This window comes from uncultured Roseobacter sp. (genome assembly GCF_947491795.1).
Classification (GTDB): Bacteria; Pseudomonadota; Alphaproteobacteria; order Rhodobacterales; family Rhodobacteraceae; genus Roseobacter.
This window is the reverse complement of record NZ_CANLKW010000002.1, coordinates 596,444-616,807: the sequence shown is the minus strand read 5'-3', so window position 1 is coordinate 616,807 and position 20,364 is coordinate 596,444. Positions and strand designations below refer to the sequence as shown.

Genomic DNA, 20,364 nt, shown 5'->3' with positions numbered 1-20,364 from the left:
GACGCCATCGGACTGCAGCCACCCCCAGCCTTTACCCGATCCGCCGTGCGGATCAACCCTGCTGAGGCGTCAGAAACCGTGTCAGACGGCTTTCAGGGTCCGCCAGCGCATCGATGACATCAAAATGGTGCTGCCCCGGCGCAACAATCTGCGGCGCACCCCAGACCCGCGCCAGCTGTGCGGCATCTTCCAGAAACACAGGCCGTTCCGCTGCACCCACATACACCTCGATGGGCATCGGCGGCACAGGCATGAAAATCGGGCTTTCCGCCGCCGCCTCATCCGCATCCAGATGCAGAATGTCGTTAATCGATGTCTCCATCAGCGGTGCCAGATCGCTCACCGGGGATATCGGTGCCACGGCCACAATCCGCTCGCGCACGGCCGTGGGCAGGACGCCCGGGCCGGTCATACGGGACACCAGATGCCCGCCTGCGGAATGCCCTGTCAGGGTCACCGGCCCGTCGGTCCGTTCGGCGATGGCCGCCACGGCGCGGGCGATCTGCCGAGTGATATCGCGGATGCGCACGTCCGGGCACAGATCATACCCCGGCATGGCAACAGACCACCCACGCGCCATCGGACCAGCCGCCAGCCAGGACCAGAAGCTGTGGTCAAAGGCTTTCCAATACCCGCCGTGCACAAAAATCACTGTGCCCTGCGCATCCTCTCCGGCGTTGAAGAAATCAAACACCTGCCGCGTACTGCTGCCATATGAAATGCCTGTTCCAGCCCGGTCTCCCAGTGCTTCGCGAAATGCTGCGGCTTCTTCAGTCCAGCGCGGTGGATAGCCGTCTGCGCCAGGAATGTAGGCGGCATTGGCATAGGCATCGTCCAGTGGCTTCATTTGTTACACCTGTCTTTTCGGAACTGGACAATCATACTCAGAGTTGGTTTGAGAGCTACAGCCATTTTCGCGGAGGACCCGAAATGAAAGATATTCTAAACACCGACCTGAAATCCCTGCTCAATGATCCCGACCTGCTCCAGACGCGCGCCTATATCGGCGGCGAATGGGTAGACGGTGACGAGGGGACTTTCCCGGTCACAAACCCGGCACGCGGCGACGTGATCGCCGAGGTTGCCGATCTGAGCCGTGCACAGGTTGCCGGTGCCATCGCTCAGGCCGAGAAAGCGCAAAAAGCATGGGCCGCGCGCCCGGCCAAGGAACGCGCCGTCATCATGCGCAAATGGTATGACCTGATGATGGACAACGCCGACGACCTGGCGACTATCCTGACCGCCGAGCAGGGCAAACCCTTTGCCGAAGCCAAGGGCGAGATCGGTTACGGCGCAAGCTTTATCGAATTCATGGGCGAACAGGCCAAGCGCGTCTATGGCGAGACGATCCCCGGCCACCAGGCCGACAAACGTATCACCGTTCTGAAACAGCCCATTGGTGTCGCCGCGTCGATCACGCCCTGGAATTTCCCCAATGCGATGATCACCCGCAAGGCGGCCCCGGCCCTCGCGGTTGGCTGTTCCTTTGTGGCCCGTCCCGCCAAGGAAACACCGCTCAGCGCGATTGTGATGGGTGTCCTGGCCGAACGCGCGGGCATTCCCGCCGGTGTATTCAACGTGGTGCCGTCGTCCTCCGCCTCTGCCATCGGCAAAGAGTTCTGCGAGAACCCGGCAGTGCGCAAACTGACCTTCACCGGCTCTACCGAGGTGGGGCGCATCCTGCTCAAACAGGCCGCCGACCAGGTGATGAAATGCTCCATGGAGCTAGGCGGCAATGCGCCGTTCATCGTCTTTGATGATGCAGATCTCGATGCCGCTGTCGAAGGCGCGATGATGTGCAAATTCCGTAACAACGGTCAGACCTGCGTCTGCGCCAACCGTATTTATGTGCAGGCTGGGGTCTATGATGCCTTTGCCGCAAAGCTGAAAGTGGCCGTGGAAAACCTGAAAGTTGGTGACGGTCTTGAGGACGGTGTCACCACCGGCCCGCTGATCAACGCCGAAGCTGTGGACAAGGTCAAAGAGCATATGGACGACGTTGTCGCCCATGGCGGCGCGATCCTGACCGGCGGCAAGGCGCATGAAAAAGGCGGCACTTTCTTTGAACCAACCGTGGTCACAGGTGTGACCCAGGACATGAAAGTTGCGCAGGAAGAGACCTTTGGTCCGCTCGCCCCGCTCTTTAAGTTTGAGGATGAGGATGAGGTGATCGCCATGGCGAATGACACGATCTTTGGTCTCGCGTCTTACTTTTATGCCAAAGACCTCAGCCGTGTGTACAAAGTGGCAGAGGCGCTGGAATACGGTATCGTCGGCGTGAACACCGGGATCATCTCGACCGAGGTCGGTCCATTCGGTGGTGTCAAACAGTCTGGACTGGGCCGCGAAGGCAGCCACCACGGAATCGAGGATTACCTGGAAATGAAGTACATCTGCATGTCCGTCTGACCGGAACATCCATAATGTTACAAAGGGGTCGCGTTTCGCGGCCCCTTTTCTTTTGTTTGGTTACAAAGAGTTACTCAACTTATCTGGCAGTTTTCTGCATTTTTCGTGAACTTTGTTCACAAAACTGTTGCTGAACAGGTCAGCGGCCTCTACATGTTATGAACATTGTTCACAAAAGGAGAAACACAATGTTCATTCGCTCTGCCATCGTTGGCCTCGCCCTTGCCGCAACCGCGACAGCCGCTGCTGCCGGACCCAGCGGACAACACTCAGCACAGGCCGTTGAACACAGCGGCCAGGCTGCAAGTCATGCAGGCACTGCTGTCGTGTCCGGCGCGGCGACGGTTGCCTCCGTACCGATCGTTGCCGTCGGCTCGGCCATCGCCCTTACCGGTGCCGCGCTGGAAGAAGTCGGGACAAGCGCCATCGACACCGGCGCCGGTCTGAGCCGCGTCGGCCAGCCGCAGACCGTCAACATCATCGTCGCACCCGGTGCGGCACCGACACTCGACTAAGCCGAGCAGAAAAGGGAGACCCCAAATGAAACGTATTGTCAGTGCCGCACTCATTCTGGCCACAACACTTCTGCCGACCCTCACCCGGGCCGGCAGCAACCAGGACACAACCCCAATGCTGAACCAGGATGAAGTGGTCAGGTTTTCCACCGAGGTACAGGAAACACTCGCGGTCCGCGGCGCGCATGTCGCCATTGTCGGACGCGTCGGGCGCGACCCGGATACGCTGCCCAACGGCATTGAATACACCCATGTCGCCTATTGGGTCTATTCGCAGATGCTGCGCGAGGACGGCACAAGCTACAAAGGCTACCGGGTTTACAACCTCTATCAGCAGGGCAAAGACGGGCGCACAAGCCGCCTCATTCAGGACAGCCCGGCGGACTTTTTTGCCGGCGCTTTCGAGCTGAATGCAGGGATCATCATTCCGGACAAAAGGCTGCAGAAAAAGCTGATGGGCGTCATTGCCAGCCCGGCATACAGCCAGCTGCACAATCCCAGCTATTCCGTGCTCGCCAACCCCACCACGCTGCAATTCCAGAATTGCACCGAGCACACGCTGGATGTCCTGATGGCCAGCCTCTATGGCACCACCAGCTCTGCGCAGATCAAAGCCAATATCGCAGCGCACTTTGATCCACATCCGATAAAAATCGGTGGTATCAAACGTGTCCTGGCACCGGCGGCCTCGCCTGCGCTGACCACCGCAGATCACAGCGGCAGGGTCGCAACCGCAACCTTCGGCTCCATCGCCCGGTTCATGCAGACACATGATCTGGACGACGGGATCTACCGGCAGCGGCCCGGCGGCGCGATCTCATACCTGAATTGACAAGGCGGGGACGATCCCACAAGACATGTGGCGATGAGTACAGACAAACCCATGTCGCGGCGCGACCGCAACCTCGCGGGTATCCGCCAGAAGGCCACGGAACTGGCCGAACGCATCGTCCTCGAACAGGGGGGCGATGCGCTTCATGCACGGGGGCTGGCCAAAGAGCTGAATATCTCTGTGGGCTCGCTCTATAATGCCTTCGGGGATCTGGATGGTGTGGTGCGCGCCGTAAATGCCCGGTGTGCGGACCGGCTGGCGGAAAAACTGCGCATCGCGGCCCGCACAGAAGCGAGCGACCCGGTTGCCCGGATCAATGCCATCGGCGAGGCCTATTTCGACTTTGCCGTGGCCGAACCCCGCCGCTGGTACATGCTTTTCGAGCGGGATTCCGACCTGCAGCTGGATCTGCGCACGCAGGAGCTGCAGGAAGGGCTGCTGAACATGCTGATCCGTGCCGGCGAAGGAGACCCGGACGACCGGCAGCACCGGGAGTTTTACCTGATGCTCTGGGCGTCCGTGCACGGGATCGTCTCGCTGGCCTGCCGGCCCTCCATCACCATGATCGACCCCGGCTCGGCGCGGGCCTACATCCGCTCACTGATCCGCGCCGCCTTTCGCAATTTTCCCGAAACCGCCCCTAGTTAGATATTCCGACCGCGCGGTGCAGGTACTGCGCCTCTGCCAGCTGGCGCGCGAGGAATGCGGCAATATCCCCCAGCGGAATTTTCAGTGACAGCCGGCGTTCTGACGGGGCAAAACCCTCGCGGTACCCGCCGGTCGCAGGCCCTGTGTCAAAGGCAGACGGGCGGACGATGGTCCAGTCCAGACCGCTGGCGCGCACCAGCTGCTCCTGCAACTCGTGATCCTGGAAGACCGGGCGCAGCAAGGCGCCGAACATGATCCGCTTCCAGAAGAAATTCAGATTACCCCAGCTTTCATGCGCCCCGAGCGTGGACTGACAGATCAGTCGGCGGACACCGTGCTGCTGCATCCCGCGGATGATGTTCAGCGTGCCCTGTGACCGGATCCGGCTGCGCCTGTTCATGCCAGCCCCCAGCGTGACAACAACAGCGTCATGACCTTCAAGTGCTTTTGCAACGGCCTGCGCATCCAGCGCGTCACCGGACACCCCGCGCACAGCAGGCAGATCAATGGCGGCATTTTCCGCGTTACGGGCAAAAGCAGTCACCACATGCCCCTGTTGTGCCAGCTGGCGGGTGACGATTTTTCCCAGGGTGCCCGTGGCACCGAAGACGATGACTTTCATAGTTTTCTCCTTTGCGACTCACGCTTGACACCATGTCAAGTTGACACGGTGTAAATAGTGTTTAACTTTACATGATGTCAAGTGAAAAGAATCCGACCCGAACCCGCATCCTCTCTGCAACCCGCACGCTGCTGGAAACGCAGGGCACTGCAGCTGTTCGCATGTCCGATATTGCAAAGGCCGCAAAGATCAGCCGCCAGGCACTCTATCTGCACTTTCCCAACCGCGCAGAACTGCTCAGGGCCACAGTGCGCTGGCTCGACGAGGTGTACGATATAGAAGAACGCCTGCGCCCCAGCCGGTCCGCACCCGACGGGCGCACCCGGCTGAACGCGTGGATCAGCGTCTGGGGCGGCTATATTCCACAGATACAGGGTGTCGCGCGGGCCCTTCAGGCCATGCGGGACACCGATGCCGAAGCAAAGGCTGCCTGGGATGACCGGATGACCGCTGTCCGCCATGGCTGTGCGGCGGTTGTTTCTGCGCTTGTTGCGGATGGGCTGCTGACGCCGGACCTGGCGGAAGACGAGGCAACGGATCTGCTGCACGCGCTCTTGTCTGTGCAGACCTGGGAACAGCTGTGCAAAGACAGCGCCTGGCCCCAGGAGCGCTATATCGCGGTGATGCAGCAAACCGCAGAACGCGCGCTGATCCGCACGGTCTGACGCGCAGGAAAAAGGGGCGCGACCCGCCGGTCACGCCCCCTGTCAAGCTTCGGTTATCGGATCAGTTGACGGCTTTTGCGTCAACCACATCCTTTTCGATCTGTTTCGATGTCGAAATCGCAATCTGGCGTGGCTTCAGCGCTTCGGGCACTTCGCGTTCCAGATCGATGTTCAGCATCCCGTCCACATGAGCAGCACCGGTCACTTTGACATGATCGGCAAGGTGGAAGCGGCGCTCGAACGCGCGGGTCGCGATACCACGGTGCAGATAGGTGCGGTCTGTGTTTTCGTCTGCTTTGCGGGCTGCGACGATCAGTGCATTCTCACGCACTTCGACGGACAGATCACTGTCGGAAAAACCTGCAACCGCGATCGAGATACGATAGGCGTCGTCGTCAAGTTTTTCGATGTTATACGGGGGATAGGCGGGCTGTGTGCCCTCTGTGGTCAACACCCGGTCCATCAGGTCAGCAATCTGGTCAAAGCCAACGGTGGCACGGTAGAGTGGTGCAAAATCAAAAGTACGCATAGTTCATCCTCTTTTCTGAGCGATAATCTCCGGACGCTCCCATCAGGGACGCGCCACGGCGTTATGTTACCCCCGGGCCCTCAACAGGCACCCGGAACAGGACTAATGTGGGAAAGGATTTCGGGCTTTCAAGACCCCCCGGGGCGAACAAATTTGGCCCCACCGCCCCCCGACAATCTGCGGTTTCCAACCGTCACGCGGCGCAGTTCCGGCACCGGGCCGGATGCATTGGCGCGCATCTGCTGTTTCAGTTCCGCGACCACCGATGGCAGGGACATACCATAAGACACCCTGCGGCCGTTGAACGTCCCCAGACCAGAGACGACAGACACGATCTGTCCGCGCCCGTTGGAATGGGTAAAGACCGGCGCGCCCGAAGAGCCAAAGGTAACATTGCAGTTCATCACAAGAATACCGTCGTGTTCCTGCAACAGTTTGCAGACGTCCTGGCGCGACGGGATTTCAGAACGCCCGCGCCCGTAGGATACAACACTCACCGCCCCTGATGTGATCCGGCGCTGGTGCAGTACAAAGGGGTCCAGCTCATGTGTGGGAATGGGCCGCGCAAGGCGGAGCAGTGCCACGTCGTGACGGATGTTTGATGCGGTCAGGCCGTCTTTGGGGTCATAGGCTTTATGGGCCTCGATCTGGGTGATGCCACGTTCCGCAGCGGCCTGGCCATTCCGCAGACCGGCCCGGAAGGTCAGATCCTCCGCTTTCAGCGCCTCGCCTGTGCGCGGGGAGTACACACAGTGCGCAGCCGTCAGAACATACTCAGGCGAGATCAGTGTCGCCGTGCAAAACCCTGTCCCGTCCGCATCCAGTCGGCCCACAGCGCGCCAGACCAGCGCGTCATTGGCCCCGGCCATGCCCCGCAGGTCAGTGGTTTGCTGCTGTGCCGCAGCCTCCTGGCCCGAAACAGATGTCAGCAGCAGCGCGACCGCGCAGATCAGGGAACGCATCATCGGATTACTCCCCCGGCCTGACAAATTTCGCACCGGTGTCACGGCGGCTCTCGCCCACCACGATGCGGCTGACCGGGGCAACCTTCTGATAGACGCCTTTGCCTGCATCCAGCTCACTGCGCAGATAGGCCAGCGGGCCGCTCAGCGCAGTGCCGAGGGAGACATTCTGACCGTCCATTTCGGCCTTGGCAGAGACGACAGATACGATATGCGCCTTGCCATCCGCAAAGGTAAAGATGGGCGCGCCGGATGACCCGAAATCAACCGTACAGGAGGTCACAAGCACGCCTTCCTGGCGCGCCAGAACCCGGCATACTTCCTGAAGCGAGGGAGCTTCCGAGCGGTTGCGCGCATAGCTGACAACACCCACCCGCGCGCCCGGGCGGGGACGGGTTGCCGTCTCAAATGGCTCGATTGTCGTGTTACGGATCGGGCGCACCAGCTCCAGCAGCGCCACGTCGTTGCGCACCCGGGCAGACGAGACCTCTTCGGCATAACTGTAATCGGGGTGGACAACGGCCCGGCGCACCTTGCGGTAGGCGGATGCGCGGCCGTTGCGCCAGCCCGCCAGAAACTCGACAGTCTCGTGGTTGATGCGCTCACCGGACGTTTTGTCAAAAAGACAATGCGCCGCCGTCAGCACCAGATCCGGCCCGATCAGCGCGCCCGTGCAAAACCCTGCACCGCCGATGTCCAGACGGCCAACCGCCTCCCAGGGCGTGGCATCCGTTCCCACATCCAGCGACCGCAGGCGGCCGTCCTGCGCGATTGCGCCGGTGGTTGCCACTGCCACAACCGCGGCCAGAAAAACCCATTTCCACACAAAACTATCCCTCTTCAACGGGGACAGACTTACCTGCGATGTGCGGCAAAAATGGGGCCAGGGTGGTCCGATTACCCCCTTTATGGTTAACGGACCGTCGCTGTTTTCTTAACGAAGGCGGGGAATCTCAGACCCTGGGTTGAACCCTTCCACCATGGCGGGAGGTTTCGGCCCGCCCGTGGCCCAGTCCAGCAATTCGACCGTGTGCACGATGGGCACCTGAGTCGCCGATCCGATCTGCATCATGCATCCGATGTTGCCCGCAGCGATAATATCGGGATTGCGCGCCTCCAGCGTGCGTACTTTGCGTGCCTTGAGCTGACCCGATATCTCGGGCTGCATCAGATTGTACGTCCCGGCAGAACCACAGCACAGATGGGAATCCGCCGGCTCAACCACCGTAAACCCGGCGCGCTTCAACAGGTCCTTGGGATAGGTTTTGATCTTCTGACCGTGCTGCAGCGAGCAGGCCGCGTGATAGGCCACGACCACTTCCCTGTCCTGCCCTTCCGGCACATCCAGCGTCATCAGCAGCTCGGATATATCCATCGCAGCGGCAGATACACGCGCCGCATCTCCGGCCAGTGCGTCATTGCGGAACATATGACCATAATCCTTGACCGTCGTGCCGCAGCCCGAGGTGTTGATCACAATGGCATCCAGCCCGCCCCCGTCCATTTCCGCAGCCCAGGCGCGGATGTTTTTCGCCGCCGTCGCGTGGCTTTCGTCGGCCTTGCCCATGTGATGGGTCAGCGCTCCGCAACAGCCCGCCCCCTTGGCCACCACAACCTCGCAGCCCAGCCTGGTCAGCAGACGGATCGTGGCGTCGTTGATATCGGTGTTCAGCGCTTTTTGTGCACAGCCCGTCATCAGCGCCACACGCTTTTTGCGCGGCGCGGTGGGTGCAAAGGTCTGCGGATCATCGTTACGGCTCACCGGGGGGATGGTTTTCGGGGCCATCTCCAGCATCGCGCGCAGCCGCGCATCGGGCATCAGCCGGGCAAACGGCCGGCCGATTTTAGCGCCCAGCAGCGCCACACGAAACCGCATAGGATAGGGCAGAATACGCGCCAGGATCCAGCGCAGTGCGCGGTCACTGAACGGGCGCTTATAGCGCTGCTCGATATATTCCCGCGCATGATCAACAAGATGCATATAATGCACCCCCGACGGGCAGGTGGTCATACAGGCCAGACAACTGAGGCAGCGGTCGATGTGTTTTACCGTTTTCGCATCCGGGTCCCGGTCGTTCTCCAGCATGTCCTTGATCAGGTAAATCCGCCCGCGCGGGCTGTCGAGTTCATCGCCCAGCACCTGATAGGTCGGGCAGGTCGCGGTGCAGAAACCACAGTGCACACAGGCGCGCAGGATCTCGTTGCTGCGCTCTGTCGCCGGGTCGCGCAGCTGTTCGGGTGTGAAAGTTGTCTGCATTATGCCGGCTCCCCTGCCATCACCGGCCCCATCAGACCTCTGTTCAGTATGCCGCGCGGATCAAACCGCGCCCGCAGGCCCGCACTCAGGCGTGCAACGCCCGGGGCCTCCGGCTGGAACACACCCGGTGTTGCCCGCGTCTCTTCAGAGGCGCGCACCAGTGTTGCATGGCCGTCAAATGAACCCAGACGGGCACGCAGGTCTGTACCCGGCGCCATGCGGAACCAGATCAGCCCGCCGCCCCAGTCGGTAAAACACTCCTCTGCCCCTGCAGCGGCATCAAGGCCCGGCCCGTCTGACGGTTTGCACGACACCCGCCATACGTCCCCCTCAGCCTCCGAGAATTTACCGGCGTTGCGCACACCGTCCCAGAACCAGTCCGACATGTCCTGCGGCGCGATCTCCATATCCACTCCCCGGTCGGCAAAAAGTGTTTTCAGCTGCTGCAGACGGTAGTTCACAGAGTCCTCAAAGCCTTCGACCCGCAGGGCTGTTACCGGCCTGTCGTCAATGATTTTGGCGCAATGCGACGCACCGGTAATCTCCCAGGGCGATCCCAGCGCCCGGGACATCACTTCTACGGCGTCCTGCGCTGTCAGGTCGCGCAGCATCAGCGTACCGCTTGTCTCCGGAACCGGCAGCACCTTGAGCGAAACCTCCGTCAGCACGCCCAGTGTGCCGTATGCGCCGCACATCAGTTTGACCAGGTCATAGCCGGTGACGTTCTTCATCACGCGGCCACCGTTGCTGACGATTGTACCCGCGCCATCCACAAACCGGACACCCAGCGCATAATCCCGTGCCGCACCGCCCTGGATGCGGCGCGGGCCGCTGACATTTGCGGCCATCACCCCGCCCAGGGTCGGCTCACCGGTTGTGCCCATCACTCCACGGTGGTCCATCGGCTCAAAGGCCAGCCGCTGGTTTTCGGCGGCAAGAACGGCCTCGATCTCTGACAGGGGGGTCCCCGCACCGGCAACCAGGGTCAGCGCGCCGGGCTCATAGAGCGACACACCCGACAACCCGCCGGTTTCCAGAACGGTGCCGCCGGTGGAAAAGCCGCGCGTGCCGCCGCCCCGGATGGCCAGCGGGCCATCGGCTGATCTGATCATTTCGGCCAGGGCCGCTTCGCTGTCGGGTCTCATAGGGTATCCAATCTGCTCTGACGTGGGGGCGGCCGGGTTATTCTGCGGCGACAGACAGGGCGCGTCTGGCCTCGGACGAGGCAAGCGGGAACACCTTGGCCGGGTTCAGCAGCCACTGCGGGTCAAACACATCCTTGACCGCCATCTGTGCTTCCAGATCCTCGGGCGCGTACTGATAATTCATCAGATCACGCTTTTCGATGCCCACGCCGTGCTCTCCTGTCAGACAGCCACCTGCCTCGACGCAGAGCTTGAGGATCTCGGCACCGAACTCTTCACAAAGCTCCAGATCACCGGGTTTGTTCGCATCAAAGAGGATCAGCGGGTGCATATTGCCATCGCCTGCGTGGAACACGTTGCCCACTTTCAGGCCGAACTTTTCAGACATCTCGCCGATACGGCGCAGCACAAAGGGCAGCTCGCTCACCGGGATGGTGCCGTCGAGACACATATAGTCGTTGATCTGTCCCATGGCGCCAAAGGCCGACTTGCGGCCCAGCCAGATGCGCGCGCTTTCATCAGCTGATTTGCTCTCGCGCAGCTCAACAGGGTTGTGCCGCCGGGCGATCTCCATGATCAGCGCCAGCTGGTGGTCGATCTCGGCCTCCGACCCTTCTACCTCGACGATCAGCAGCGCTTCGCACATCGGGTATCCGGCCTGGGCAAAGGCTTCGGTCGCCTCGATACAGGGCCGGTCCATGAATTCGATGGCCACTGGCAGCACGCCCGCCTTGATGATGTCGCTGACGCAGGCGCCCGCCACCTCATTGTCGTCAAATCCCATCAGCACGGGCCGCGCGCCTTCGGGCTTGGGCAGAATGCGCAGTGTCGCCTCGGTGACCACGCCCAGCTGGCCTTCGGAGCCACAGATCAGACCCAGCAGATCGAGCCCGCCGCTGTCCATATGCGCGCCGCCGATTTCCACGACCTCGCCATCCATCATAACCATCGTGACGCCCATCAGGTTGTTCGTCGTCACGCCGTATTTCAGACAATGCGCCCCACCTGAATTCATCGCGATATTACCGGCGATGGCACAGGCCAGCTGGCTGCTTGGATCGGGCGCATAGAAAAAGCCGTTCTCCTCGACCGCGCCGGTCACGCTCAGATTGGTGCGGCCGGTCTGCACGCGAATCGTGCGGTTGGGATAGTCCGTCTCCAGCACGTCATTCATACGCGCCACACCCAGGATCACCGAATCCGCCGTCGGCAGCGCACCCCCCGCAAGCGAGGTGCCCGAGCCGCGCGGGACAACAGGAACGCCCTCTTCATGGCAGATCCGCAGCACATCCGAAACCTCGGCGGTGCTCGATGGCAGCACAGCGACCATCGGCGGGCAGCGATAAGCCGTCAGCGCGTCGCACTCATAGGCGCGCGTCTCGGACAGATCAGAGATCACGGCATCGCGCGGCAGAACAGCACTCAGCCGCTCCACAACGCGGGATTTACGCGCCAGAATCGCGGGATCGGGAATCGGCATTTCCATGGTCACTCCTCCGTTTGGTAAACTAATATTACCAATTTCACCTATTGGCAAGATTTATCCGACCTGCCACACGCTGTCCCATGACCTTAGCAGATCGCATCGCCCTCTTCAGCACACTGGACTATGTCGCTCTGGCGCTGCTTTTTGTCTGCTGGCTGGGGATCGGCTGGCGGATCGAGCATCCGGGCAAGAAACACCTGTCTACTTCGGTGCTGATGGCCGATTACCGCCGCGCCTGGATGAACGAGATGGTCACCCGCGAGCCCCGCATTTTCGACGCCCAGGTGCTGGCCAGCCTGCGCGAGGGGACAGCATTCTTTGCCTCCACTTCTGTCATCGCCATCGGCGGCACGCTCGCCCTGATCGGCAACGCGGAAAAACTCGGCGGTGTCGCCAGCGAGATCACCCTGATGGATCACCCGGCGATTGTCTGGGAACTGAAACTGATGGTGGTGACCCTGCTGCTGACCAACGCATTTCTCAAATTTGTCTGGTCGAACCGGCTCTTCGGCTACTGCTCGGTGCTCATTGCCTCTGTGCCAAACGACCCCGGCGACCCCGAGGCCTACCCCCGCGCCCGTCAGGCCGCCGAGATCAACGTGACCCTCGCGCGCAGCTTTAACCGGGGCCTGCGCTCGATCTATTTCGCGCTGGCCTGTGCCGCCTGGCTAGCAGGGCCCGTCGCCTTTATCGCGGCCACCCTCACCACGCTGGTTGTGATCTGGCGCCGGGAATTTGCCTCGCACTCTCGCAAAATTCTGCTGAACGCTTAAATTACACGGTACAGACAACTGGTTCGGGTACAGATATGAAACGTTTACTTGTGGCGGCACTGATGCTGGGCGCGTTGCCTGCGCTGTCCGCAGAACCCACGATCGAGAATGTAAAAGCACAGCGCACAGGCGACACCTGGCGTTTTGATGTGACAATTGCGCATCCCGATACCGGATGGGACCACTATGCCGACGCCTGGCGCGTTCTGGATATGGAAGGCAATGAGCTCGGCATCCGCGTACTTGCCCACCCGCATGTGGATGAGCAGCCCTTTACCCGGTCACTTTCCGGCGTCCGCATCCCCGAGGGCACCAGACAGGTGCGCATCCAGGCCCGCGACCTGCCCGGCGGCTGGAACAGAGGGTCTGTGACGGTCAATCTGCGCTGAAAAACCGCCCCCGACGCGGGGATCAGGCCCAACAAACCCGGCTGCGGCACCTGAAAAGCTGACCTCCGCGCGTCACGCCAGAGCGTCGGCGAGCCTGCGCCAGGCCAGATCGCGCGGTGTCGCGTCAAAGGGTGTCGCGACCCAGTGCCGGTCAATATCCAGCCTGCGAACGGGAACAACGCAGCGCGCAATCTCTGGCGGGGTTGTCTCGTCCGTCGATCCGTTTTCCCAGTCATGAAAGGCTGACGCATAGCGGACAGCTGCGCCGCTGGCAGGCAGGTCGACCGTTCCGCCTTCTGCAAAAAACCTCAGACCGTCCCCCATCTCTTCTCCGACGAGGACCATTCGGTCACCCAGCCGGTATTTCAGAAGGGCGACAAACACGATTGCGGCGGAAAAGGTGAACTTGTCCACCAGCACCGCGCAGACGCGCTCCCTGGTGCGTTCGGCAATGGCATCAATCAGCGGCATTGTCTTCAGAAAGTCACCACCGGTATTGCCCCGGACGTCAATTACCAGAAATCTGTCGGGCTGCGCCCTGACCCCGGCGGCGGCTGCGCTGATCGCCTCGGCCAGGGCGTTCGTTTTAGTCTCCAGAAAGCCCGGCAGCGCTATGGCAAGGCATTCGGCAGAGATTTCGCTGATCTGAGCAAATCCTCCGAGTGCCGGAACCGGGTCCGCCCGCCCATGCTCGGCAACCGGGTAGAGCGTGGATGCCGGAACCGTCTTTGCGTGTGGCGCCGTCACTTCAGACAGCTGCCCTTCGGCATTCTCGAACCGGTAAGTCGTCTGATGCGCCTGTCCCGCAACGCCCAGCCGCGCCAGGGCTGCGGGCCAGGCCAGCAGGATGGGCCCGATGACGCGCTTTCGTTGTGGTGTGCCTGCCAGATAGCCTGCAGCGGCGCGTTCAATCTCAGACACGGGCGTACCGTTCACCGCGACCAGCCTGCTGGCCTGCTCCCCCGCCTGTACCGGGTCGGTGCTGGTCAGAAAAACGCCCGCGCCAACGCAGACAAACCGGAATGGCAGAACAGAGATCGCTTTGTTGGGGATCAGGCGCGTATGCCCGTTCCCGGCAAGCGCCAGCAGACGCATGGCCGCCAGCAGGAACGCGTCGGTATCATTCTGCGCGACCTCTTTGCGCAGATCCCCGACGGCGCTGTCGATGCGCGCGCGCCCGACCCCCGCAAAGCCCGGATCGGCACGGTCCACAACGTTGAGAATACATTCCAGATCCTGACTGAGTGACATGGGCGAACCCTGGCGACCGGCGCGCGGAAAGTCCACATCCGCGGGCTGTTCAGGCACCACTCGCGTTCGGGCCGGTCACTCCCGGTGATAGGGCGCTCCGGCCAGGATAGATGCCGCCCGGTACAGCTGTTCGGCCAGCATCACGCGGACCAGCATATGCGGCCAGACCATCTTGCCAAAGGACAGGGCGAAATCCGCCTCGGCCCGCAGGCCCGGGTCAATGCCGTCTGCTCCGCCGATCACCAGGGCCAGATCACCACGCCCCTGATCACGCCAGGCCGCCAGCCGGTCCGCAAAAGCAGGCGAGCTTTCCGTGCGGCCCCGTTCGTCCAGCACAGCAACAACCGCACCGGCAGGCAGCGCCCGGCGGATGGCCTCCGCCTCGGTCGCCATACCACCGCCCTTGCGGTCATCCACCTCGACCACGCGCGCAGGGCCCAGCCCCAGCGCCCGGCCGGTGCGGTCAAACCGCTTCAGATAGTCGTCAATAAGGTCTTTTTGCGGACCGGCGCGCAGACGCCCGACCGCGATGACATGCACACGCATGATGGCTCAGCCGCTGACCCGCAGGGGATCAGCCAGCCGCAGCGCCCGGACCTGACACAGGCTGCCACATCTTTTCGAGCTGATAGAACTCGCGCACTTCCGGACGGAAGACGTGCACGATCACATCACCTGTGTCGATGAGTACCCAGTCGCCTGCGTCTTTCCCCTCGACCCGGGCCGTGCGGCCATAGGTATCCTTGATGGTCTGAGCCAGCTTTTCCGAAATGGCCGACACCTGGCGCGTGGAGCGCCCCGAGCATACGACCATATAGTCGCCGATCTCGGTTTTGCCGCGCAGATCGATCTGCACAACATCTTCGGCTTTGTCATCGGAAAGGGATTTGAGGATTGTCGCCAGCAGGGCGTCGCTGGTGCTTGTGTCGGCAGCGGTGGCCATCACCGCAGACCCGTTGTCAGCGGCCTGAACCGCTTCGGCATGTATAGACAGGACATTGTCCTCCTTTGATCGCGCCGCCAGACCCCCGGCGCTGGGGATGATCCGAATTTAGCAATATGCGTAAGACAATTCAATGACAGCCGTGGAAACACAGCGTCCGCAGGGTGGCATCTGACCGGTTACGCGGCGATGATGCGCCGGTTCTGTCCGCCAGCGCCAAGAGCCGCGCGCCATTCGGCATCCAGTGCGGCCAGGGCATCAGCATCAAAACGGGCAGACTGTTCCCAGTAACGGCCCGAGGGCACGTCATAGCCAAGCGCCTGTTCCCGGGCCAGCAGCCGGTCAGTCTGCGCCGTGCCGGGCAGTTGCAGATCACCGCGCCGCAGATCACGCGGACGCAGACGCGGCAACAGCAGCTCACTGCGATCTTCCGACAGATTGGCACACAGACACCCCTGCCGGGCGGCCACCAGCGCCAGCCGCGCCGATTTCGCCCCAAGATCGCGCAGGGTCACATCCGCGCGCAGCGGATCCGCGGTCCCGGTGCCATAGAAATGCGTGGGGCCCGTGCCGGGATAGACCATGTCGCAGCCCATAAAGGCGATCACCCGGGGGCGCAGCGCATAGAGCGCCCAGTATCCGGCAGTAAACGCCATGGTGCCGCCCGCAAATACGAAACCGCCCCAGGCATTCTGCGCAGGTACAAAGCGGTCCGCCTCGATCAACCGCTGTCCGGGCTGCAGACCGGCAGGGCGCCGCGCGGCGGGGAAATCCTCCGGACAGATCAGATCATCCCAGTCGGGCCGCACCTGCCAGGCATTGTTGATGGCGACAATCCGGTCAAAGGCATCGCGCGGCCAGTCTGCGGCCTCGCGCGCGTTCGGCCCGCTGCCAAGTATCAGAACAATATCTGTTTTCCGGTGCATTCCAGCCTCCACCCGCCGCGCGTGTAAGACTAGATCGCCGGACCGCCCCGGCAAGGGTTCATCCTGTCGCGTCGGTGCCGGCCACCACGATCTCCTCGTTCAGCACGCGCACCTCGCGCTGCGGGAAGGGGATGGAAATATCATGTGCCTGAAACGTATCCCACAGCGCCAGATACACATTGCCCCGGATATTGGTCAGCCCGCCCGTGGGGTCGCGGATCCAGAACCGCAGGATGTAATCCACCGAACTGTCGCCAAACCCCACGATATGACAGACCGGTAACTTGGGATGGGACAACACCCGCTCCACATCCGCCGCGGCCTCGATCGCCAGTTTGCGCACCTGATGCGGATCACAGCCATAGGAGGTGCCGAAAAAGATATCCAGACGCACGTATTCATTGGAATGCGACCAGTTCACCACCTGCCCGGTGATCAGATCCTCGTTGGGGATCAGGTATTCCTTGCCGTCGCGTGTAACCACACTGACATAGCGCGCACCGAGCGCATTGATCCAGCCAAAGGTCTCGCCCAGGCTGATCACATCGCCGGGCTTGATTGACTTGTCGAGCAGGATGATCACGCCCGACACCAGGTTCGAGACGACCTTTTGCAGACCAAAACCCAGACCCACACCAATCGCACCGGAGAGCACCGCCAGACCGGTCAGATCAATCCCGACGGCCTTGACCCCGAGGAAAAAGGCACAGCCGTAAAACACGACCTGCACACCCTTGACCGCCAGCACCTGCATCGACGGGCTGATATCCTCGTTCGAGCGGATGCGCGCGGCGGTGGTCTTGCTGGTGATCCGCGCCAGCGCCAGCAGCGCCCCGATCACCGCAATCGCCGTGATCACCCCCAGCACCGAAATCCGGAAATCACCCACCTCCAGCGCCAGATCATCCAGGAAAGCGGCCACAACACCTGACACGCTCAGGAAATGCAGCGTGGCCCAGATCCACAGCGCCCAGGTCACGATCCGCCGCAGGGGCCGGTTGCTGACCATCTGCGCGGCAAAGGCTATGCCCACCCAGACCGCCGCCAGATTTGACGCAACCCCGATCAGATGCGACCGGCTGGGCCATGTGACCTGCTGCATCACCGCATAGACGGCAAAAGACAGCACTGCAAAAAGGATCAGCCCCATGCGGCGCTTAATCTGCACGATCAGCCGCAGCTGCCATTTCGACCAGCCCTCGCGGCTGCGCACCCAGCGGTCCAGCGTGTTGCCGCAGACCCGGTGGAACATCCAGCACAGCGCCATCAGCACCAGGATGATGATCACCTGGTTCTGCCGCCAGCCCGGCGTGGCCACCGTTGTCAGAAAGCTGATCACCAGATGCCAGATTTCGCTGACAGACATCAGCGCACCCGCGAACTGGTCGGGATCAAACTCCAGAATGTTTTCCTGCTCCATAACGCGAAAGTTGCACAGCCGCCGCGCGGCGACAACAGGTCTGTGCACCCGGCCAGACACCTTGCCACAAATCGCACAACCCTTTATGTCACCCGCATGACTGACCGTGCGCCCTTCAGAATCGACCTGGACGACCGTGCGCGCCTGCGCGAGCGCTTTTTCGGCGCCACGCATACGGTGCTGGCACGGCTATAAACGCGCCTGCCCGACAGACTCTGACCTTTTACACATTACGGGAGTGGACCCATGTCCCCCAAGACACTCTATGACAAAATCTGGGATGCCCACGTCGCGCACGAAGCCGACGATGGCACCTGCCTTCTCTATATCGACCGTCACCTGGTGCACGAAGTGACCAGCCCCCAGGCCTTTGAAGGCCTGCGCATGACGGGCCGCAGCGTCCGCGCGCCGGATAAAACAATCGCCGTGCCGGATCACAACGTGCCCACCACACCGGGCCGCGAGAACCCCGAGAACATGACAGAGGACAGCGCCATTCAGGTCGCAGCCCTCGACACCAACGCCAAAGAATTCGGCATCCACTATTATCCGGTCTCTGACGTGCGCCAGGGCATCGTGCATATCGTGGGCCCTGAGCAGGGCTGGACCCTGCCGGGTATGACCGTCGTCTGCGGTGACAGCCACACGGCCACCCATGGCGCCTTCGGCGCGCTGGCCCATGGCATCGGCACTTCCGAGGTCGAGCACGTGCTGGCCACCCAGACGCTGATCCAGAAGAAATCCAAAAACATGAAGGTCGAGATCACCGGCAAACTGCGCCCCGGCGTGACGGCCAAAGACATCACCCTCTCTGTGATCGGCGCGACCGGCACGGCGGGCGGCACCGGCTATGTCATCGAATACTGCGGCGAAGCGATCCGCGATCTGTCGATGGAGGGCCGCATGACGGTCTGCAACATGGCCATCGAGGGCGGCGCGCGTGCAGGCCTCATCGCACCGGATGAAAAGACCTTTGAATACTGCAAAGGCCGTCCCCACGCCCCCAAAGGGGCCCAGTGGGAAGCGGCCATGGACTGGTGGAAAACCCTCTATTCCGACGATGACGCGGCCTGGGATATGGTCATCACACTCAGGGGCGAGGATATCGCCCCCGTTGTGACCTGGGGCACCTCGCCCGAGGATGTTCTGCCGATCACCGCCAATGTGCCGTCTGCTGAAGATTTTGACGGGGGCAAGGTGGGTGCCGCCCAGCGCTCGCTCGACTATATGGGTCTCACACCCGGCACCCCGCTGAACGAGGTCGAGATTGACACCGTCTTTATCGGCTCCTGCACCAATGGCCGGATCGAGGACCTGCGGGCCGCAGCCGCAATCCTGAAAGGCAAAAAGAAAAAAGACGGGCTGCGCGCGATGGTCGTGCCAGGCTCCGGTCTTGTCCGCGCCCAGGCCGAAGAAGAAGGCCTGGCCGATATCTTCAAGGAGGCCGGTTTCGAATGGCGTCTGGCCGGGTGTTCGATGTGTCTGGCGATGAACCCCGACCAGCTGCAACCGGGCGAGCGCTGTGCCGCAACCTCGAACCGCAACTTTGAGGGCCGTCAGGGACGCGGCGGTCGCACCCATCTGATGTCACCCGCCATGGCGGCAGCAGCGGCCATCACCGGCAGGCTCACGGATGTGCGCGAACTGATGTAAGCACACAGGCCCCCTCCCGTAAGACCGGGCGGGGGCCGCGCTGCACCATCGGTTTTGCATACCGCCACTGAACAAAAAGAGACATTTGACCCCTTAACGCACCGTTCGCCGCGCACCGACGTAATACCGACGTTTTACCGACGTGATACCGATCCCGCACCGACAGCGTTTTCAAAGGGGCTAAGGAGAGACGAAATGGACAAGTTTACGACACTCACAGGGATCGCGGCACCGATGCCGCTGATCAACATCGACACCGATATGATCATCCCCAAACAGTTCCTGAAAACGATCAAACGGTCCGGTCTGGGCGTGAACCTCTTTGACGAGATGCGCTATGATGACGACGGCAACGAGATCCCGGATTTCGTGCTGAACAAGGATGCCTACCGCGACGCCGAGATCATCGTCGCGGGTGATAACTTTGGCTGCGGCTCCTCGCGGGAACACGCACCCTGGGCCATCAAAGACTTTGGTATCCGCTGCGTTATCGCGCCATCCTTTGCGGATATTTTCCACAATAACTGCTTTAAAAACGGCATCCTGCCCATCGCCCTGCCCCAGGAGCAGGTCGACGTTCTGATGAAAGACGCGGAAAAAGGCGCCAATGCCCGCATGAGCGTTGATCTCGATGCACAGACCATCACCACCTCTGACGGCGAGGTTTTCAGCTTTGAGGTGGACGCCTTTAAAAAGCACTGTCTGATGAACGGTCTGGACGACATCGGTCTGACCATGGAGAAAGCCGCCTCCATCGACAGCTTCGAGGCCACAGCGGCACAATCCCGCCCCTGGGTCTGAACTTTTCAGCGGCTTTCCGCTGAACCGGCCCGTACCGCCTGCTGCGGTGCGGGCTTTTTTGTGCCCGCGGGCCGGGTCGGGCACTCCCCGATCGTGGTTAATCCTCTTTACACGCAGAGGTTAAGGCGAGTTGTGCCC

The 20,364-nt window shown here is 61.7% G+C and carries 22 protein-coding genes; 9 read left to right on the top strand and 13 right to left on the bottom strand.

The genetic code is table 11. The features are described 5' to 3' along the window. Positions 1–52: 52 nt before the first annotated feature. Positions 53–847, bottom strand: coding sequence for an alpha/beta hydrolase (locus Q1A34_RS09865; RefSeq protein ID WP_300033433.1), 795 nt, complete (start codon positions 845–847; stop codon positions 53–55). Between the two features lie 83 nt (positions 848–930). Here Q1A34_RS09865 and Q1A34_RS09860 point away from each other — a divergent pair, with 83 nt between their 5' ends. The 4 genes from Q1A34_RS09860 to Q1A34_RS09845 all read left to right on the top strand — a co-directional run bounded on the left by Q1A34_RS09860 (position 931) and on the right by Q1A34_RS09845 (position 4,404). Further along, positions 931–2,409 carry an NAD-dependent succinate-semialdehyde dehydrogenase gene (locus Q1A34_RS09860; protein WP_300033432.1) on the top strand — a complete coding sequence of 493 codons (1,479 nt, stop codon included), beginning with the start codon at positions 931–933 and terminating at the stop codon, positions 2,407–2,409. 188 nt (positions 2,410–2,597) lie between these two features. Further along, the gene (locus tag Q1A34_RS09855) at positions 2,598–2,924 is read left to right on the top strand and encodes a hypothetical protein (protein WP_300033431.1); all 327 of its coding nucleotides are present in this window, start codon (positions 2,598–2,600) and stop codon (positions 2,922–2,924) included. A 25-nt stretch (positions 2,925–2,949) separates the two neighbouring features. After that, entirely contained in the window at positions 2,950–3,756 is an 807-nt protein-coding gene (locus tag Q1A34_RS09850) for a DUF2145 domain-containing protein (RefSeq protein ID WP_300033430.1), read from the top strand. A gap of 33 nt (positions 3,757–3,789) precedes the next feature. Then, positions 3,790–4,404, top strand: coding sequence for a TetR/AcrR family transcriptional regulator (locus Q1A34_RS09845; protein WP_300033429.1), 615 nt, complete (start codon positions 3,790–3,792; stop codon positions 4,402–4,404). Here Q1A34_RS09845 and Q1A34_RS09840 read toward each other — a convergent pair. After that, positions 4,397–5,026 (bottom strand): NAD(P)-dependent oxidoreductase, encoded by a 630-nt coding sequence (locus Q1A34_RS09840; protein ID WP_300033428.1) that lies wholly within the window; start codon positions 5,024–5,026, stop codon positions 4,397–4,399. The two genes, Q1A34_RS09845 and Q1A34_RS09840, sit on opposite strands and share 8 nt — an antisense overlap. A 71-nt stretch (positions 5,027–5,097) precedes the next feature. On the opposite strand from Q1A34_RS09840, the gene Q1A34_RS09835 reads away from it, so the two are divergent. Further along, positions 5,098–5,691: a TetR/AcrR family transcriptional regulator gene (locus Q1A34_RS09835; RefSeq protein WP_366942823.1), complete on the top strand. Its 594-nt coding sequence runs from the start codon at positions 5,098–5,100 to the stop codon at positions 5,689–5,691. A gap of 61 nt (positions 5,692–5,752) precedes the next feature. Here the strand turns inward: Q1A34_RS09835 and Q1A34_RS09830 are convergent, their stop codons facing one another. The 6 genes from Q1A34_RS09830 to Q1A34_RS09805 form a co-directional block, all read right to left on the bottom strand. Beyond that, positions 5,753–6,220, bottom strand: coding sequence for an Hsp20 family protein (locus Q1A34_RS09830; protein WP_300033426.1), 468 nt, complete (start codon positions 6,218–6,220; stop codon positions 5,753–5,755). A gap of 128 nt (positions 6,221–6,348) precedes the next feature. Further along, a complete protein-coding gene (locus tag Q1A34_RS09825) occupies positions 6,349–7,185 on the bottom strand; it encodes a trypsin-like serine protease (protein ID WP_300033425.1) in 837 nt (278 codons plus the stop codon). A 4-nt stretch (positions 7,186–7,189) separates the two neighbouring features. After that, a complete protein-coding gene (locus tag Q1A34_RS09820) occupies positions 7,190–8,008 on the bottom strand; it encodes a trypsin-like serine protease (RefSeq protein WP_300033424.1) in 819 nt (272 codons plus the stop codon). Between the two features lie 108 nt (positions 8,009–8,116). Then, positions 8,117–9,439 carry a glycolate oxidase subunit GlcF gene (glcF, locus tag Q1A34_RS09815; protein WP_300033423.1) on the bottom strand — a complete coding sequence of 441 codons (1,323 nt, stop codon included), beginning with the start codon at positions 9,437–9,439 and terminating at the stop codon, positions 8,117–8,119. Beyond that, positions 9,439–10,584 (bottom strand): FAD-binding protein, encoded by a 1,146-nt coding sequence (locus Q1A34_RS09810; protein ID WP_300033422.1) that lies wholly within the window; start codon positions 10,582–10,584, stop codon positions 9,439–9,441. The genes glcF and Q1A34_RS09810 overlap by 1 nt, the downstream gene beginning before the upstream one ends. A 37-nt stretch (positions 10,585–10,621) precedes the next feature. Further along, positions 10,622–12,070 (bottom strand): FAD-linked oxidase C-terminal domain-containing protein, encoded by a 1,449-nt coding sequence (locus Q1A34_RS09805; RefSeq protein ID WP_300033421.1) that lies wholly within the window; start codon positions 12,068–12,070, stop codon positions 10,622–10,624. An 80-nt stretch (positions 12,071–12,150) separates the two neighbouring features. Here Q1A34_RS09805 and Q1A34_RS09800 point away from each other — a divergent pair, with 80 nt between their 5' ends. Both Q1A34_RS09800 and Q1A34_RS09795 read left to right on the top strand, forming a co-directional pair. Beyond that, a complete protein-coding gene (locus tag Q1A34_RS09800; RefSeq protein WP_300033420.1) occupies positions 12,151–12,843 on the top strand; it encodes a DUF599 domain-containing protein in 693 nt (230 codons plus the stop codon). A gap of 35 nt (positions 12,844–12,878) precedes the next feature. Next, entirely contained in the window at positions 12,879–13,232 is a 354-nt protein-coding gene (locus Q1A34_RS09795; protein WP_300033419.1) for a hypothetical protein, read from the top strand. A 72-nt stretch (positions 13,233–13,304) separates the two neighbouring features. On the opposite strand, the gene Q1A34_RS09790 is transcribed toward Q1A34_RS09795, so the two are convergent. The 5 genes from Q1A34_RS09790 to Q1A34_RS09770 all read right to left on the bottom strand — a co-directional run bounded on the left by Q1A34_RS09790 (position 13,305) and on the right by Q1A34_RS09770 (position 17,718). Beyond that, positions 13,305–14,483 carry a peptidase S41 gene (locus tag Q1A34_RS09790; RefSeq protein WP_300033418.1) on the bottom strand — a complete coding sequence of 393 codons (1,179 nt, stop codon included), beginning with the start codon at positions 14,481–14,483 and terminating at the stop codon, positions 13,305–13,307. A gap of 75 nt (positions 14,484–14,558) precedes the next feature. Further along, a complete protein-coding gene (gene rlmH / locus Q1A34_RS09785) occupies positions 14,559–15,029 on the bottom strand; it encodes a 23S rRNA (pseudouridine(1915)-N(3))-methyltransferase RlmH (RefSeq protein ID WP_300033417.1) in 471 nt (156 codons plus the stop codon). A 28-nt stretch (positions 15,030–15,057) separates the two neighbouring features. Beyond that, a complete protein-coding gene (gene rsfS / locus Q1A34_RS09780; RefSeq protein ID WP_300033416.1) occupies positions 15,058–15,426 on the bottom strand; it encodes a ribosome silencing factor in 369 nt (122 codons plus the stop codon). A gap of 179 nt (positions 15,427–15,605) precedes the next feature. Further along, on the bottom strand, positions 15,606–16,352 hold the full coding sequence (locus tag Q1A34_RS09775; RefSeq protein WP_300033415.1) for a hypothetical protein: 747 nt from the start codon (positions 16,350–16,352) through the stop codon (positions 15,606–15,608). Positions 16,353–16,410: 58 nt separating this feature from the next. Next, entirely contained in the window at positions 16,411–17,718 is a 1,308-nt protein-coding gene (locus Q1A34_RS09770) for a mechanosensitive ion channel domain-containing protein (protein ID WP_300034111.1), read from the bottom strand. A gap of 300 nt (positions 17,719–18,018) precedes the next feature. On the opposite strand from Q1A34_RS09770, the gene leuC reads away from it, so the two are divergent. Beyond that, complete coding sequence (gene leuC / locus Q1A34_RS09765) at positions 18,019–19,425, top strand: 3-isopropylmalate dehydratase large subunit (protein ID WP_300033414.1); 1,407 nt, start codon at positions 18,019–18,021, stop codon at positions 19,423–19,425. Positions 19,426–19,620: 195 nt separating this feature from the next. Next, positions 19,621–20,226, top strand: a complete 606-nt coding sequence (gene leuD / locus Q1A34_RS09760) for a 3-isopropylmalate dehydratase small subunit (RefSeq protein WP_300033413.1) — start codon at positions 19,621–19,623, stop codon at positions 20,224–20,226. Positions 20,227–20,364: the final 138 nt, after the last annotated feature.